This window comes from Cryobacterium sp. Y29 (assembly GCF_002929825.1).
Classification (GTDB): domain Bacteria; phylum Actinomycetota; class Actinomycetes; order Actinomycetales; family Microbacteriaceae; genus Cryobacterium.
The window spans coordinates 105,876-120,866 of record NZ_PJJN01000035.1; the positions used below are offsets into that span (position 1 = coordinate 105,876).

The 14,991-nt window shown below is 62.7% G+C and carries 11 protein-coding genes; 7 read left to right on the forward strand and 4 right to left on the reverse strand.

The window, feature by feature from the left end:
- Nucleotides 1–21 precede the first annotated feature (21 nt).
- Nucleotides 22–1,926, forward strand: a complete 1,905-nt coding sequence (locus CXY74_RS12060; protein WP_158252360.1) for a protein kinase — start codon at nucleotides 22–24, stop codon at nucleotides 1,924–1,926.
- A gap of 45 nt (nucleotides 1,927–1,971) precedes the next feature.
- Here CXY74_RS12060 and sucB read toward each other — a convergent pair whose 3' ends face one another.
- The 3 genes from sucB to CXY74_RS12075 form a co-directional block, all read right to left on the reverse strand.
- Nucleotides 1,972–3,342: a 2-oxoglutarate dehydrogenase, E2 component, dihydrolipoamide succinyltransferase gene (gene sucB, locus CXY74_RS12065; RefSeq protein ID WP_104200654.1), complete on the reverse strand. Its 1,371-nt coding sequence runs from the start codon at nucleotides 3,340–3,342 to the stop codon at nucleotides 1,972–1,974.
- Between the two features lie 61 nt (nucleotides 3,343–3,403).
- Complete coding sequence (lpdA, locus tag CXY74_RS12070; RefSeq protein WP_104200655.1) at nucleotides 3,404–4,777, reverse strand: dihydrolipoyl dehydrogenase; 1,374 nt, start codon at nucleotides 4,775–4,777, stop codon at nucleotides 3,404–3,406.
- 101 nt (nucleotides 4,778–4,878) lie between these two features.
- Nucleotides 4,879–6,372 (reverse strand): leucyl aminopeptidase, encoded by a 1,494-nt coding sequence (locus tag CXY74_RS12075; protein WP_104200656.1) that lies wholly within the window; start codon nucleotides 6,370–6,372, stop codon nucleotides 4,879–4,881.
- 113 nt (nucleotides 6,373–6,485) lie between these two features.
- On the opposite strand from CXY74_RS12075, the gene CXY74_RS12080 reads away from it, so the two are divergent.
- The 5 genes from CXY74_RS12080 (at nucleotide 6,486) to CXY74_RS12100 (ending at nucleotide 12,375) form a co-directional block, all read left to right on the forward strand.
- Entirely contained in the window at nucleotides 6,486–7,409 is a 924-nt protein-coding gene (locus CXY74_RS12080) for a proteasome assembly chaperone family protein (protein WP_104200657.1), read from the forward strand.
- Nucleotides 7,410–7,478: 69 nt separating this feature from the next.
- Complete coding sequence (locus tag CXY74_RS12085; RefSeq protein ID WP_104200658.1) at nucleotides 7,479–8,810, forward strand: nitrate/nitrite transporter; 1,332 nt, start codon at nucleotides 7,479–7,481, stop codon at nucleotides 8,808–8,810.
- Between the two features lie 196 nt (nucleotides 8,811–9,006).
- Complete coding sequence (locus tag CXY74_RS12090) at nucleotides 9,007–10,296, forward strand: RNA polymerase sigma factor (protein WP_104200659.1); 1,290 nt, start codon at nucleotides 9,007–9,009, stop codon at nucleotides 10,294–10,296.
- 43 nt (nucleotides 10,297–10,339) lie between these two features.
- Nucleotides 10,340–11,617 carry a Mur ligase family protein gene (locus CXY74_RS12095; RefSeq protein ID WP_146070136.1) on the forward strand — a complete coding sequence of 426 codons (1,278 nt, stop codon included), beginning with the start codon at nucleotides 10,340–10,342 and terminating at the stop codon, nucleotides 11,615–11,617.
- Nucleotides 11,614–12,375 (forward strand): type 1 glutamine amidotransferase, encoded by a 762-nt coding sequence (locus tag CXY74_RS12100; protein WP_104200661.1) that lies wholly within the window; start codon nucleotides 11,614–11,616, stop codon nucleotides 12,373–12,375. The genes CXY74_RS12095 and CXY74_RS12100 overlap by 4 nt, the downstream gene beginning before the upstream one ends.
- A 104-nt stretch (nucleotides 12,376–12,479) precedes the next feature.
- Here CXY74_RS12100 and CXY74_RS12105 read toward each other — a convergent pair whose 3' ends face one another.
- The gene (locus tag CXY74_RS12105) at nucleotides 12,480–12,716 is read right to left on the reverse strand and encodes a hypothetical protein (protein WP_104129172.1); all 237 of its coding nucleotides are present in this window, start codon (nucleotides 12,714–12,716) and stop codon (nucleotides 12,480–12,482) included.
- Nucleotides 12,717–12,899: 183 nt separating this feature from the next.
- Here CXY74_RS12105 and CXY74_RS12110 point away from each other — a divergent pair, with 183 nt between their 5' ends.
- Nucleotides 12,900–14,978 carry a type IIA DNA topoisomerase subunit B gene (locus tag CXY74_RS12110; protein ID WP_104200662.1) on the forward strand — a complete coding sequence of 693 codons (2,079 nt, stop codon included), beginning with the start codon at nucleotides 12,900–12,902 and terminating at the stop codon, nucleotides 14,976–14,978.
- Nucleotides 14,979–14,991: the final 13 nt, after the last annotated feature.

Sequence of the window (14,991 nt, forward strand, 5' to 3'; positions counted from 1 at the left end):
TGTGCAGGAGAACATGGTCCCGTGAGACGACGCGCTGAACAATCCCCGGCTTCGGTCGACGAGAAACACTGGCAGGACTCGGCTCAGCAGACGGCACACCGCGACGTCGACGATGCTGACGCTGATCCGAGCTCTGTGGAAACGTTGCACACGGAAGGTATCGTTGCCGGACACCGCGTAATCCGTCTGTTGGGCACTGGGGACCGCGCCGTGGTCTACCTGGGACATTCCGGTTCCGGGAGCGTCGTTGCTCTCAAGGTTTTTCACGCCACCACCGAATCGGCAAGCGTCGAACTCGACATCGCCGTGCTGACATCGGCCGCCGCGCCGGGACTCGTGCGTCTGCTTGACGTCGCGCAAGTGCGCGATGGCCGCATCTGTCTGATTCTGGAACGGCTCTCCGGGGGGTCCCTCGCCAAGTATCTGGTCGAACACCCGTCGCTGTCGCCGGGCGAGGTCGTGACCCTGCTGGCACCGATCACTGTAGCCCTCAGCGCCATGCACACGGCCGGGTTCGCGCACGGGAGCGTCAGCCAGTCAACAGTTCTGCTCGATGCGAATGGCCGAGCGGTACTGACCGGTTTTGGTGCTGTTTCGAACCTCACCGATGCGCCTCGGGACCGAATGCGGCGGCTGCGAGTCGATTACGAACGCTTGGGAATTCTCATGGTGGCTGTCCTTGAGTCGGTCGACAGAACCGACCCGCACCACGAGAGTGGAGCCGCACTGGTGCGACGATTTCAGGCTGCTGTCGATCCCGCCGGGGCTCCAGAAAAGGCAGATCAGGCAGCCCGCACCGCACCCCACGGTTCGATCCTCGGCACACTGGAATATGACCTTTTCGGTTGGGCCGACGCCGAACCACTTTGCGGTTTTCACACCGACGACCGACGGGATTTACAGTCAGCCACGGTAAACGCTGCCGTCGTCGAGACGGAAGCCGGGCAGGTCAACGGAGTTCAGCTTCGCCACACCGCTCTCCAAACGCACCCGGTCAGGGCGGGGGTTTCCATCGGCAACAATTCTCAGGATGAAACCCGCGCCGACAAATTGGGCGGCAAACTCGACAACGACGTGGATTCCGCGGGTTACCGCGGCGAGGAACACGGCGAGGAACACGGCGAGGAACACGGCGAGAGCTTCGACGAGAGTTTCGACGACAGGCTGCCACGCGGTCCTTTCTCCCTCGGTGGCGGTACTGCTCTCCGCAGTCTCTCCGGTCGGGGCACCGCCTTTTTAGGTGCGCTGCAGCAGAGGGTGGGCCTCCGTCAAGTTTTCGAGGGGATCGTCGACTCCCTGGTCGACGCGCATCCGTTCAACTCTGCGGGGCATGCACTGCGTAAACGTCTACATGGGCACCATCGGTTCCTGCTGGTGGCCGCGATCGGAGGCGCCTGCATTCTCATGCTCGCCCTGACTCTGTTCCCCATCTCGGGCCGTGCCGGTGAAACCGGGCCACCCGAGACTGCAGGCACAAACGGTGCCGCTCCTATCAACGGCACGCCCGGGGTCGCCGGGAGCCCGACAATACCAACAGCAACGGCCGATGTACCAGCGGATGCCGCGGGCTCTGCCAATCAGGCGGCAATAGCGGGGGATGACCCGATAGCGGCCGTGCTGGCCCTGCTCGAGCGTCGGACTGCGTGCCTGGCCACCACGTCCCTGGTCTGCTTGGTCGACGTGGACCAGACCGGGTCGGCCATGCTGGCCTCAGACAGCTACGACGTTCGTGAGCGGCAACAGGGTCTATCCGGACGGGATATCGCCGACTACGCCAGCTACTCGCCGTCACTGGCTGAACGCAGCGGCGACCTGGCCGTCGTCGTGCTGACGCCGGTGCCCGGGCAGCAAAAAAGCCAGCCGGCCTCGGTCCTTGTGGTCAAGGGCGAGGACGGCTGGCGTCTTCGAGAGATTTTCGACTACTGAATTGCACCAAAACCGCAGGTGGTCCAGAGCGGAAAAACCGAGCTGTTAGATGCCGAGGTTGCCCTCGAATGCACCGGCCTCAAGCCGCGTCTTCATCGTGGTGAGGAAGCTGGCTGCATCCGCACCGTCGATGATGCGGTGGTCGTAAGAGAGGGCGAGATACACGCTCGAACGGATCGCGATCGAATCAAGGCCGTCGTTGGTGACAACAAGCGGCTTCTTGTAGACGATTCCGGTACCGAGAATGGCGCTCTGCGGCAGGAACACGACGGGAGTGTCGAACAGGGCACCGCGCGAACCGGTGTTGGTCAGCGTGAACGTTCCACCACTCAGTTCGTCGGGCTTGAGCTTGTTGTCCCGCGTGCGAGCGGCGAGGTCGGCGATCTGGGCGGCAAAACCGGCCAGGTCAAGTTCCCCGGCGTTACGCACGACCGGAGTCAGGAGGCCACGCTCGGTATCAACGGCAATGCTGATGTTTTCCTGGGCCGGGTACACGATCGTGTCACCGTCGATCGTGGCGTTCACGATGGGGATGGCACGAAGCGCCTCGGCGGCAGCCAGAGCGAAGAACGGCAGGAACGAGAGCTTGTTGCCGGTCTTCTCGGCGAATGCTCCTTTGACCCGATCGCGCAGCAGGGCTACCCGGGTGACATCGACTTCGACCACTGTGGTGAGCTGAGCGGAGGACTGCATCGAGATGACGGCACGCTCGGCGACAACCTTGCGTAGGCGGGACATCGGCTGGGTCGTTCCGCGAAGCGGTGAGATCTCGATGGCAGGCGCGGCCACCGCAGCGCCCACTGCGGAAGCGGCCCGAACGATGTCTTCCTTTCGGATACGTCCGCCTACGCCGGTGCCGCTGACCGTCGATAGGTCAACGCCGGCTTCGTTCGCCAGCTTGCGCACGATCGGCGTGACGTAACCGCTGGTTCCAGCGTGTGAGCCCCGAGCCACAGGGGCAGCAGCAGCTGCCTGAACGGCGACCGGCGCCGGGGTAGCGGCCGGTACCGGAGTCGGGACCGGTGCCGGAGCTGTAACGGGTGCCGGCGCAGCGACCGGTGCCGGAGTGGGGGCAACGGGCTCGGGTGCTGCGACCGCAACCGGTGCCTCCGCAACCGGTGCCTCCGCAACCGGTGCCTCCGCAACCGGTGCCTCCGTGACGGGGGCGGCTGCTGCGGAGCCATCGCCGATCGTGACGAGCGGGGTTCCGACCTCGACAGTCTCATCCTCCTGCACCAAAATGGCTTCGATGATGCCGGCGACCGGAGATGGGATTTCCGTGTCCACCTTGTCGGTCGATACCTCGAGCAATGGCTCGTCGACCTCCACCCGGTCGCCCACGTTCTTCAACCAGCGGGTGACCGTGCCCTCTGTGACACTCTCTCCGAGTGCCGGGAGGCTGACGGATTCGCTCATGCGTATGTCTCCTTCAAAACCGTTTGCTTGTCTGAAAATTGGATAAAAATGCGGGAACCGACTACATCGCGTGAAGCGGTTTGCCGGCCAGAGCCAGGAAAGCCTCACCCAGCGCTTCGTTCTGGGTTGGGTGCGCGTGCAAGAACGGTGCGATGTCTTCCGGGAAGGCTTCCCAATTCACCACGAGCTGGCCTTCGCCGATGAGTTCGCCGACGCGGGAGCCGATCATGTGAATGCCCACGATGGGGCCGTCCTTGACCCGTACCAGCTTGACCGAACCGGCGGTGCCCAGAATGGAGCTCTTGCCGTTTCCGCCGAGGTTGTATTCGTAGGTGGAGATCTGGTCGGCACCGAATTTTTCAGCGGCCTTGGCTTCGCTGTAGCCGACGGAGGCCACTTCGGGATCCGAGTAGGTGACCTTGGGGATATTCAGGTCGTCGACGAGGATCGGGTTGAGCCCGGCAATTTCCTCGGCGACAAAGATGCCCTGCTGAAAACCGCGGTGGGCGAGCTGCAGGCCCGGCACGATGTCGCCCACGGCGTAGACGCCGGGAATGTTCGTGGCGAGGCGTTCGTCGGTGATGACAAATCCGCGATCCATGGTGACGCCGACCTCGTCAAAGCCGAGTCCAGCGGTGACCGGGCCGCGCCCGACGGCCACAAGCAGCAGGTCGGCCTCAACGGTCGCGCCATTCTCGAGCGTGACGACAACGCCGGAGTCGGACTGGGTGACACTCTGAAAGCGGATGCCGAGGGAATACTCGATACCGCGCTTGCGGAATGCGCGCTCGAGTTGCTTGGAAATCGACTCTTCCTCGTTGGGCACGAGGTGCGGCAGGGCCTCGATGATCGTGACATCGGCGCCGAACGACTTCCAGACGCTCGCGAACTCGACGCCGATGACGCCGCCGCCCAGCACGGCGACCTTCTTTGGAACATAGTCCAGGGCGATTGCGGTCTCGCTCGTGATGACGCGGCCGCCGATCTCGAGCCCGGGCAGCGAGCGGGAGTAGGAACCAGTGGCCAGGATCACGTTTTTGCCGACGATCAGGTCGTCGCCAACCTGAACGGTCGTCGGAGAGACCAGATGGCCTTCGCCCTCGATCACCGTGATCCCGCGCGCTTTGACCAGGCCCTGCAGTCCCTTGTACTTGCTCGCCACGATGCCCTCGCGGAACGCGTTGACGGCGGCCATATCGATACCCTCGAACGCGGTCTTGACGCCGTATTTGGCGGCTTCACGACTGACGTCAGCCACTTCGGCCGAGTGCAGGAGTGCCTTGGTCGGAATGCAGCCGACGTGCAGGCAAGTGCCGCCGAGCTTGCCTTTCTCGATCAGACCAACGGTGAATCCCAGCTGCACGGCACGCAGCGCTGCTGCATATCCACCGCTTCCGCCACCGAGAACGACAATGTCAAAATTCTGTTCCGACACTCAGCTACTCCCTCGCGCATTTACGCTTTGTCACGACGGCCGACAGATTCTGCAGATCGGCAGCGTGGTTTGACAAGCTTTTTCTTGCCTCTTCGACTGTACTACGGGCGTGAAAAGTCCTCGGCCAGTCGAAGAAGCGCCCGAACGGACACCCCGGTCGGTCCAACACCGGTGAATCCCCAACCTGATCCGGAATTCTGAGCCGGGCCGGCGATGTCAAGGTGAGCCCACGGAATGGTCTGGCCGGCCGTATCTGTTCCGATGAATTCCCTCAAAAATATCCCGGCGAGGAGCATCCCGCCGGCCGTGCTGCCGATTTTTGCATTCGCGATGTCAGCGACGTCTGAATTGAGTGTGGCGCGCAATTCGTTCGGGAATGGCATGGGCCAGGCCGTCTCGCCGGTCGCGGCGCTGGCCGCGAGCACGTGCTGCACGAGAGTGTCATCTCCCATCACGCCGAAATACCTGTTGCCCAGGGCCACGACAGCAGCACCGGTCAGGGTCGCGACGTCGATGATGGCGTCGGGGTGTTCTTCACCCGCGGCGACGATGCCGTCTGCGAGCACGAGGCGACCTTCAGCATCAGTGTTGAGCACCTCAACGGTGCGTCCGCCGCGCATGCGCAGCACGTCGTTGGGGCGGATGGCCGATCCCGACGGCATGTTTTCGGCGATGCACATCCACGCCGTGATTCGTACTGGCAGCTGGAGCCGAGCTGCGGCTACCACCACTGCAAGGACCGTGGCGGCCCCCGTCATGTCATACTTCATGCCCACCATCGATGCCGGCGGCTTGAGCGAGAGTCCGCCGGTGTCGAACGTTATGCCCTTGCCAACGAGGGCGAGGTGTTTGCCGGCCCCGTTCGGGCTATAGCTGAGCTTGACCAGGCGCGGCGGGCGGGTAGAACCCGCACCGACACCGGCAATGCCACCGAACCCGTCGGCTGCGAGCTGATGCTCATCCCAGACGGTCACATCAAGCGGTAGGCCACGTGCGGCGTCGACCGCCAGGTCGGCGAGCGAGGCCGGGTACAGATCGAGCGGCGGCATATTGACGAGGTCCTTGACCAGACCAATCGCCTCGGCGCTGACGCGCGCACGTTCCAGAGCAGATGCTGCCGGGGTCGCACTGTGCACGATGACACTCCGGGCAGGCAGTTTGGTCGCAGCCAACGAACTGTGCCGGTAAGCCGTGTAGGAGTAGCCACCGAGGGCGGCGCCTTCAAGTACAGCTTCGACCTGGTCGGCATCGTCCAGGGGAAGCGAGAATGCCACCGAGGCTGCACCGCTCAGCTGCCGTACGGCAGACCCAGCTGCGTGTCGAAGGGCCTCGGTGTTGAGCAGGCGCCCCAGCCCGACGATGGCGATGCTGCGCGGTGTCCCGACCATGACCACCAGGCGCACCACCTCGTCACGTGCGCCGGTCGCATTCAGGAGCAAGAGCTGAGCTGTGACCGACGCGATCAGATCGTCACCGAGCGTGACATCCGCGAGCAACCGCACCCCGTCATCCGTTTGGAGCGAAGCAAGAATAAGGATCTCGGCGGTGGAGCCCGATGCGGACTCGGTGGACAGGGACAGGGTGGGTACAGTCATATAAGGATGGTATCCATGACGCCCAGCCACCCGCTCCCGGCTGTTCGCTCTGGGCACGATGGTGAAAACCCCGAAAGACTGCACGAATGGGCGCCTCGGATTAGAGTTAAGGAATGCCAGACCCCGAGGAGCTCTACACACTCACCGCCGACGCCGATGGCGTCCCGGAGGGACTGCACCTCGTCATGGGTCTGACCGGCTTCGCGGATGCCGGTGGTGCGGTAGCGCAATTCACCGACTACTTGCTGACCACCCTGGATCACACCATCGTTGCGTCGTTTGATACCGACACCCTGCTCGACTATCGGGCCCGGCGCCCGATCATCTACTTTGATCAGGATCACCTCACGAACTACCAGCCACCATCGCTCCAGCTATACCTGGCCCGCGACGAGATCGGCCAGCCGTTCCTTTTTTTGACCGGCTTCGAACCAGACTTCCGCTGGGAGCAGTTCACGGCGGCTATGCTGCAGCTCGTCGACCGTTTCACTGTCTCCTCGACGACCTGGGTGCACGCCATTCCCATGCCCGTCCCGCACACCCGTCCGATCGGTGTGACCGTCAGCGGCAATCGTTCCGACCTCATCGAAAATCGATCGGTTTGGCGGCCGCACACGCAGGTAGCCGCCAACGTTCTACACCTTCTGGAGTTCCGCTTGCAGGAGCATGGCGCATCGACCGTCGGCTACGTATTACTCATTCCGCATTACCTGGGTGATACCGAGTTTCCAGCCGCAGCCCTCAGCGCGTTGGAAAGCACGAGCGCATCGACGGGTTTGATCTTCCCCACCGATCACCTGCGCGAGGCAAACAGAGAATTTGTCGCTCGCATCGACGACCAGGTGCAGGGCAATCCGGAGCTGGCCAAACTTGTGGGTACCCTCGAGCAGCGCTACGACGCCTATATGGAAGGGAGCCCGCTGCGTTCGCCACTCACCGGCGAAGACGGCGAGCTGCCGTCGGCCGATGAGATCGCTGCAGAACTTGAAAACTTCCTGGCCCTGCGCCGCAGCCGCGATGACGGCTCTGCCAGCTGAAACCATCTCACGGCACCAGGTGAACCGGCTTGAAGTGCCGCTCGGGATGAACTCGATAGAATAGCCCTAGTGAACTCTCGTCGATCCACCCTGATCTTTATCATCGGGTCGTTCGCGTACCTGTCGGCGGTGCTTCAGCGCACGTCAATGGGGATCGCCGGGGTAGCCGCCACGGAGAAATTCGGTGGGTCGGCGGCTATTCTCTCGAGCCTGGCCGTCGTGCAACTCATCGTCTACGCCGCCGCGCAGATCCCGGTTGGGGTGTTGATCGACCGATACGGTCCGCGAGTGCTCATGATCACAGGAACCGCGCTCATGGTCACCGGGCAGATCACCCTGGCACTGGCACCGGAAATCTCCGTCGCTGTGATCGGCCGCATTCTCGTCGGCGCCGGTGATGCGACCATTTTCATTTCGATGATCCGCCTCATTAGCTCCTGGTTCAGCGGTCGCATCGTCCCCCTATTGTCCCAGTGGATGGGCAACATCGGCCAACTCGGCCAAGTGCTCTCCGCGGTGCCCCTGGCGTGGTTACTGCACACGAGCGGCTGGAGACCGGCCTTCCTTTCAGCGGCCTCCGTGGCTGTAGTCGCCCTGATCGTGGTCGTCATTTTCGTGCAGGACCGCCCCAGAGACGTCACTGAACACGTGCATGCCAACAGTCTCGGCATGGCGCTGACCCAGCTGCGGCACAGTTTTCGTCGCCCAGGCACCCAGCTCGGATTCTGGTCTCACTACGTTACGCAGTCTTCCGGTACCGTTTTCAGCCTGCTGTGGGGCTATCCGTTCATGGTCTTCGCCCTCGGCTACGAACCGGCGTTCGCGGCCGGCATGCTGACCGTTTTGGTCGGTGCAGGCCTGGTATTCGGACCAATTCTGGGCCTGCTGACGGCGCGTTACCCGCTGCGCCGCAGCAACATTGTGCTTGCCATCGTGACCGGTATCGGTGTCGCTTGGGCGATCGTGTTGCTCTGGCCCGGTGTTCCCCCACTCTGGACGATAGTGCTGTTACTCGTCGTGCTCGGAATCGGCGGGCCCGGATCGTTGATCGGCTTCGACTTCGCGCGCACCTTCAATCCACAGCGAAGCCTGGGCTCGGCTAACGGTGTCGTCAACGTCGGCGGCTTCACCGCGAGCTTCGTCATGATGTACCTGATCGGGTTACTGCTCGACCTTCAAAACGGATGGCGCGTCGCCGGGGGAGCGGCAAGTGACCTGTATGCGCTCGACGCATTTCGGGTGGCCTTCACAGTGCAATATCTCGTCGTCGGACTCGGCATTGGTTTTCTGGTGCACGCCCGCCGGCGTACCAGGCGCCAGCTTTCCCGTGACGAAGGAATAGAAGTGGCCCCTATCTGGGTTGCATTATCACGAGCCTGGAAACGGCGTAGCGAAGAATAGTAGTACGTGTCGTGGCTTGTCGTCCAGACAAACCGTGCAATACTTGAACTTAGGACCCGTTCTGGTCCGGGGCATTCCGAAGTAACTTCGGCGTGGGCATCCCGGGACTTGACATGGGTCCAAGTTCTGCCCAAAAACGCTTTTGGCTCCTTTTGGTTCCGAGAAGCAGGTACGACTCCGCATGAGAGGTGTTCGAATGGCAACCACTGTCAAGACTGAGCTAACCGATGAGTCCGTCACGACTCCGGTACTACCGCCGGCCAAGAAGACCGTCACCAAGGCTGCCGCTGCAAAGGCCGCTGCTGCCGAAGCCGCCGCGACAAAGACGTCTGCAGCTGCTGCCCTGGCTACCGAGAAGGCGGCCCCCAAGAAGCGTGCGACCAAGGCGAAGGTCGTCAAGAAAGACGACGAAGCCGACGTCGACGGCGGTTCAGAACCTGACGACGACGAGTCAGACGAGGACAGCACCCAGCGGTCGGCGTCGACTGAACCGCTCCCCAGCGGGGCTCTCGTGCTCTCCCTTGTCGACGACGATGACGAGGTCCCGGTTTACTCCAGCGCTATTACCGGAGCCACGGCTGACCCGGTCAAGGATTACCTCAAGCAGATCGGTAAGGTCGCCCTGCTGAACGCGGCCGAAGAAGTCGAGCTGGCGATGCGGATCGAAGCCGGCCTGTTCGCCGAAGACAAGCTGTCAGAAATGACCGACGTCGAGAAGAAGAGTTCCCTGGGCCGCGAGCTGCAGTGGGTCGCTAAAGACGGCGCGAGGGCCAAGAGTCACCTTCTCGGCGCGAACCTGCGCCTCGTCGTGTCACTCGCCAAGCGCTACACCGGTCGCGGCATGCAATTCCTTGACTTGATCCAGGAAGGTAACCTCGGCCTCATTCGTGCCGTCGAGAAGTTCGACTACACCAAGGGCTTCAAGTTCAGCACCTATGCCACTTGGTGGATTCGTCAGGCCATCACCCGGGCCATGGCCGACCAGGCCCGCACGATTCGAATCCCCGTGCACATGGTCGAGGTCATTAACAAGCTCGCCCGCGTTCAGCGCCAGATGTTGCAGGACCTCGGTCGCGAGCCCACTCCAGAAGAGCTCAGTCGCGAACTCGATATGACGCCCGAAAAGGTCGTTGAAGTTCAAAAATATGGACGCGAACCAATTTCTCTCCACACCCCGCTCGGTGAAGACGGCGACAGCGAATTCGGTGACCTCATCGAAGACACTGAAGCCGTTGTCCCAGCGGACGCCGTGGGTTTCACTATGCTGCAAAAGCAGCTTGAGAGCCTGCTCGACTCGCTCTCCGAGCGCGAAGCTGGGGTAATTCGTATGCGCTTCGGCCTCGGCGACGGAATGCCGAAGACTCTCGACCAGATTGGCGACACCTTCGGTGTGACGCGCGAGCGCATCCGCCAGATCGAGTCCAAAACGATGGCCAAGCTTCGTCACCCGTCCCGGTCGCAGTCTCTGCGCGACTACCTCGAGTAAACGTGGCAGTGGCAGGTCCCGCCCAGGTTATGCAGTGCGGTTCGTGAGTTCCCTTCGCTACGCCCCGGCCATCCTGGTCGGTAGGGCCGTTCGTACGCTGGCAAGGTGGCGCAAACCGGGCGGCGGCTCTGCCATACCCGGAGTCATTGTCAACCGCATCGCCCCGGGCTTTCTCGCCGCAACGCTCAACGGGTTTCCGCTCGGGCTCGTGATCGTGACCGGGTCGAGCGGCAAATCGACGACCACCAAGATGCTCGTCGCTATTCTTCGCGCCCACGGTCTCTCCGTGTTCACCAACCAGTCGACGGCCAATATCAGCCAGGGACTAACCAGCGCCCTTCTGGAACAGGTCAGTCTCGCTGGCACGATCGCCGGCGATGTCGCCGTGCTTGAAATGGATGAGGGACACGGCGCGTTCATCGCCGGGTCACTGACTCCGCGAGTCGTCGCCCTGACCAACGTCATGGTCGACCAGATCGATCGGTTCCACGATTCCGAAATGGTCGTTGCCCTGCTCGCGAAAATCGCAGCACGGGCCACGGAGTCGGTCGTGCTCAACGCCGATGACCGGTACCTGGCTGACCTCGGCAATGCGCTCGCACCTGCCGTTGCGGTGTCCCGCTACGGTGTCACCCGCGAAGTTCTCGCTGAGCACCCTCGGGGACTCGGTTATGCCGACACCGCACCGACTCGCCTGCCGGCCGGAACCGGGCTGCAGCTCACCCGTGTGGTCGGCCGTGACGCTGACGTGCAGTTTGCCACGGGCATTCACAGCATCCGCTTGCCGGCCCGCGGCATCCACTATGCCGTCGACGCGCTGACCGCGTTGAGCACGGCTCGTGCGACCCTCGGCGAACGTTTCGTTCCGACGGTCGCCTGTGCGGCGTTGTCGGCGATGCCGGCCGTTTTCGGTCGTGGCGAAGTGGTAACCGTTGGTGGCAAAACCATCGAATTCGTTCTAGTCCAAAACCCGTCGAGCTTTCAGCTCAACGTCGACAGTCTGGAACCGGGCACAGAGCAGATTCTGGTGATCATTGGCTCGGACGTTCGGGATCCGTCATATTTCTGGCCGGTGCACACTTCCGGGCTCGGCCACGTGCTCATTGCCTCAGGACTCAAGGCGCACGAGATCGCGCTGCAGCTGGCCTACGACGACGTTGTCGTTGACCGCATCGAGCCGGATGTACCGACTGCCCTTGACGCGTTCCTGTCCTTGCCCAATCCAGTATCCGGGGTGAAAACCATTATCTTTTCCGCCGACGGAATGCGGCGCACGCGTGCGCACCTCGGTCTCGTCTCCAATTCTGAGGACCCGGTATGACCGCCACTTCGCTTGACCGGCCATTCACGGTCGTCTCACTGCTGCCGCGCCTGCTCGACACCAATGGTGATGCTGGCAACGCGAGGGTGCTCGCGCAGCGCATTCGGTGGAGCGGCCACGACGCGCTGGTGGTCGATGTGCATTCTCGGGCTGACCTGCCCGAACACGTAGACGCGGTGTCTGTGGGTTCAGGAACGGATGCTGCCCTCCTGCCGGTCAGAGACCTTCTGCGCACGCTGGTCGAAGAACTGCGCGTCTGGTCCAACTCCGGTGTGCCTATCCTGGCGGTCGGAACGGGGTGGGAATTGCTGAGCTGGGGCATCGACCGGGCGGATGGCACCGTGTTGGAGGGACTCGGGCTCGTGGCTGGCCACGCCGTGCCTCGCGCTGTACGCGCGACCGATGACATCATCGTCGCGTCGAAGTATGGGCGGCTGATCGGGTTCGAAAATCACGCCCGCGACTATGTCGGCGCCGAAGCCAGTCCGCTCGGACGGGTTATCTACGGCACCGGCAACTCGGACGCCCCGGCGAACGGGCCTCAGATTGAGGGACTGACCATGGGCGAGGTGTTCTGTACGCACCTGCACGGGCCGGTGCTCGCGTGCAACCCGGCCCTGGCTGATCACCTCTTGCAGGCAGCCTTCGACCGCTCTGGACTCCGTTACTCACGGGGCGCAACGTCAGAATCGGTTGATGAAACCGCTCGGGCAGCGCGCAATCAAGTGGCCGTGCGCCTCGGACAGCCAGCCGAATAGCGGCCTCATAGACGAAGCTCGGCTCTCAGTAACGAGGAAACCGCGCAGGTTGCCGGCCGAAGCCAGCCGCCTGCGCGGCATCCGTTCTCAAGTCGCTGGGTCGGCTAGGAACGCTGATCCTCGAGCAGTCGGCTCGACTCGTCGTGCCAGCTTTCAGCGATGGCCGCAAGCTTCTCTTGGTGCTTACGGCCGTGGTGAGCGCAGAACAGCAGTTCGCTGTTCTTCACGACGACACGAATATAAGCTTGGGCGCCGCAAGCGTCGCAGCGATCGGCTGCGGTGAGCTGGTGGGGGGCACCCTGGTTGGCTACGGAACCATTTTCGGTGGCGATCTGGGACATTTTTTCCTCCTCCAGATTGAATGCATGAACCCTTGTGACTAATGTAAACACGCCGAAGGGCCTGTGACGAGATGTTTGGCCGGTATTTCGCTCACCGCGTAGACGTGTTGTGGTGAGTGGTGAGTCGCGGCCAGCCGACTCGGCGCGAGAGATTGCCGGTCGGGGCCGGTATTCTTGGTTGTTGTGAGCTCTGACTATTCCGCGCGCCACCTGTCAGTCCTTGAGGGACTCGAGGCAGTGCGCAAACGCCCCGGCATGTATATCGGTTCTACCGACTCGCGCGGGCTGATGCACTGCCTGTGGGAGATCATCGACAACTCCGTCGACGAGGCTCTGGGTGGACATGGCGCCAGCATCAAAATCGAGCTGCACCCGGACCAGAGCGTCGAGGTGCGCGACACTGCCCGCGGCATTCCGGTCGATATCGAACCCAAAACCGGATTGACCGGCGTTGAGGTGGTGTTCACCAAACTGCACGCGGGTGGAAAGTTCGGCAGCGGCTCATACGCGGCGTCCGGTGGTCTGCACGGCGTCGGAGCGTCCGTCGTCAATGCTCTGTCCGAACGTCTCGACGTCGAAGTCGATCGCGACGGCAAGACCTGGGCCATGTCGTTTCACCGGGGAGAACCGGGCCTGTTTGCCGATTCGGGGGAGAAGAGCCCCGACGCCCCGTTCACTCCGTTTGAAAACCAGAGTGAACTGCGTGTCATCGGCAAGGTCAAGCGCGGCGTGACCGGAACCCGTATCCGCTATTGGGCCGACCGACAGATCTTCACCAAGGGCGCAGCGTTTCAGACCGACGAGGTGCTGAGCCGTGCCCGTCAGACGGCATTCCTCGTACCCGGCCTTGCGATCGAGGTCGCCGACCGCCGTACCGATGAGCCGGTGACCAGCCTGTTCCAGTTCGACGGGGGCATCTCAGAATTCGTCGAACACCTCGCACCGGATGCCCCGATCACCGACACCTGGCGGCTGACCGGCAACGGCACCTTCAGCGAAACCGTGCCAGTGCTCACCGACACAGGCGCCATGGTGCCCACCGAGCTCGTGCGCGACTGCCAAGTGGATATCGCCCTGCGCTGGGGGACCGGCTACGACACGATCGTGCAGAGCTTCGTCAACATTATTGCCACGTCCAAGGGCGGGACCCACCAGGCCGGCTTCGATGCCGGTCTGCTCAAATTTCTGCGCGGTCAGGTAGAACTGAACGCCCGACGGTTGAAAGTCGGCAGCGACAAGGTCGACAAAGACGACGTTATGGCGGGTCTCACCGCCATTCTCACGGTGCGTCTGCCCGAACCGCAGTTCGAGGGGCAGACCAAGGAAGTGCTCGGTACGCCAGCGGTGCGGGCGATCGTCGCCAACGTGGTTGCGAAGGCCATGGCCGAGCGGTACGCCTCGCCCAAACGCGACGACAAGACACAGTCCGCGCTGGTACTCGACAAGATCGTCGCCGAGATGAAGTCGCGCATATCAGCCCGGGCGCACAAGGAGACCCAGCGGCGCAAAAACGCCCTGGAAAGCTCTTCCCTGCCGGCCAAGCTGGTTGACTGCCGCAGCAACGACGTGTCCACGAGCGAGCTCTTCATCGTGGAGGGGGACTCGGCCCTCGGCACCGCCAAGCTGGCCCGCGACAGCGAGCACCAGGCGTTGTTGCCGATTCGGGGCAAGATTCTGAACGTGCAGAAGGCATCCGTTTCCGACATGCTCTCCAACACCGAGTGTGCCTCGATCATCCAGGTGATCGGCGCCGGTTCCGGGCGCAGCTTCGACCTGTCAGCGGCGCGCTACGGCAAGGTGATCATCATGAGCGACGCCGACGTCGACGGTGCGCACATTCGCACCTTGCTGCTCACCCTGTTCTTCCGTTACATGCGACCGATGATCACCGAAGGCCGCGTCTTTGCCGCCGTACCGCCGCTGCACCGGGTCGTCGTCATGAATCCCGGCAGCAAGCCCAACGAGACCATCTACACCTACTCCGAGAACGAACTGCACGCGGTGTTGAGCGCTCTCGAGAAGAAGAACCGGCGCTATCAGGACCCCATCCAGCGCTACAAAGGCCTCGGTGAAATGGATGCCGACCAGCTCGCGACCACGACCATGGAACGAGCCCACCGCACCCTGCGGCGGGTACGCGTCGACGATGCCGAGTCCGCCGGCAAGGTGTTCGAGCTGCTGATGGGCAACGACGTCGCCCCGCGTAAAGAGTTCATCATCGACAGCTCCGACAAGCTCTCCCGCGACCGCATCGACGTCTAAGGAAACGCTTTCG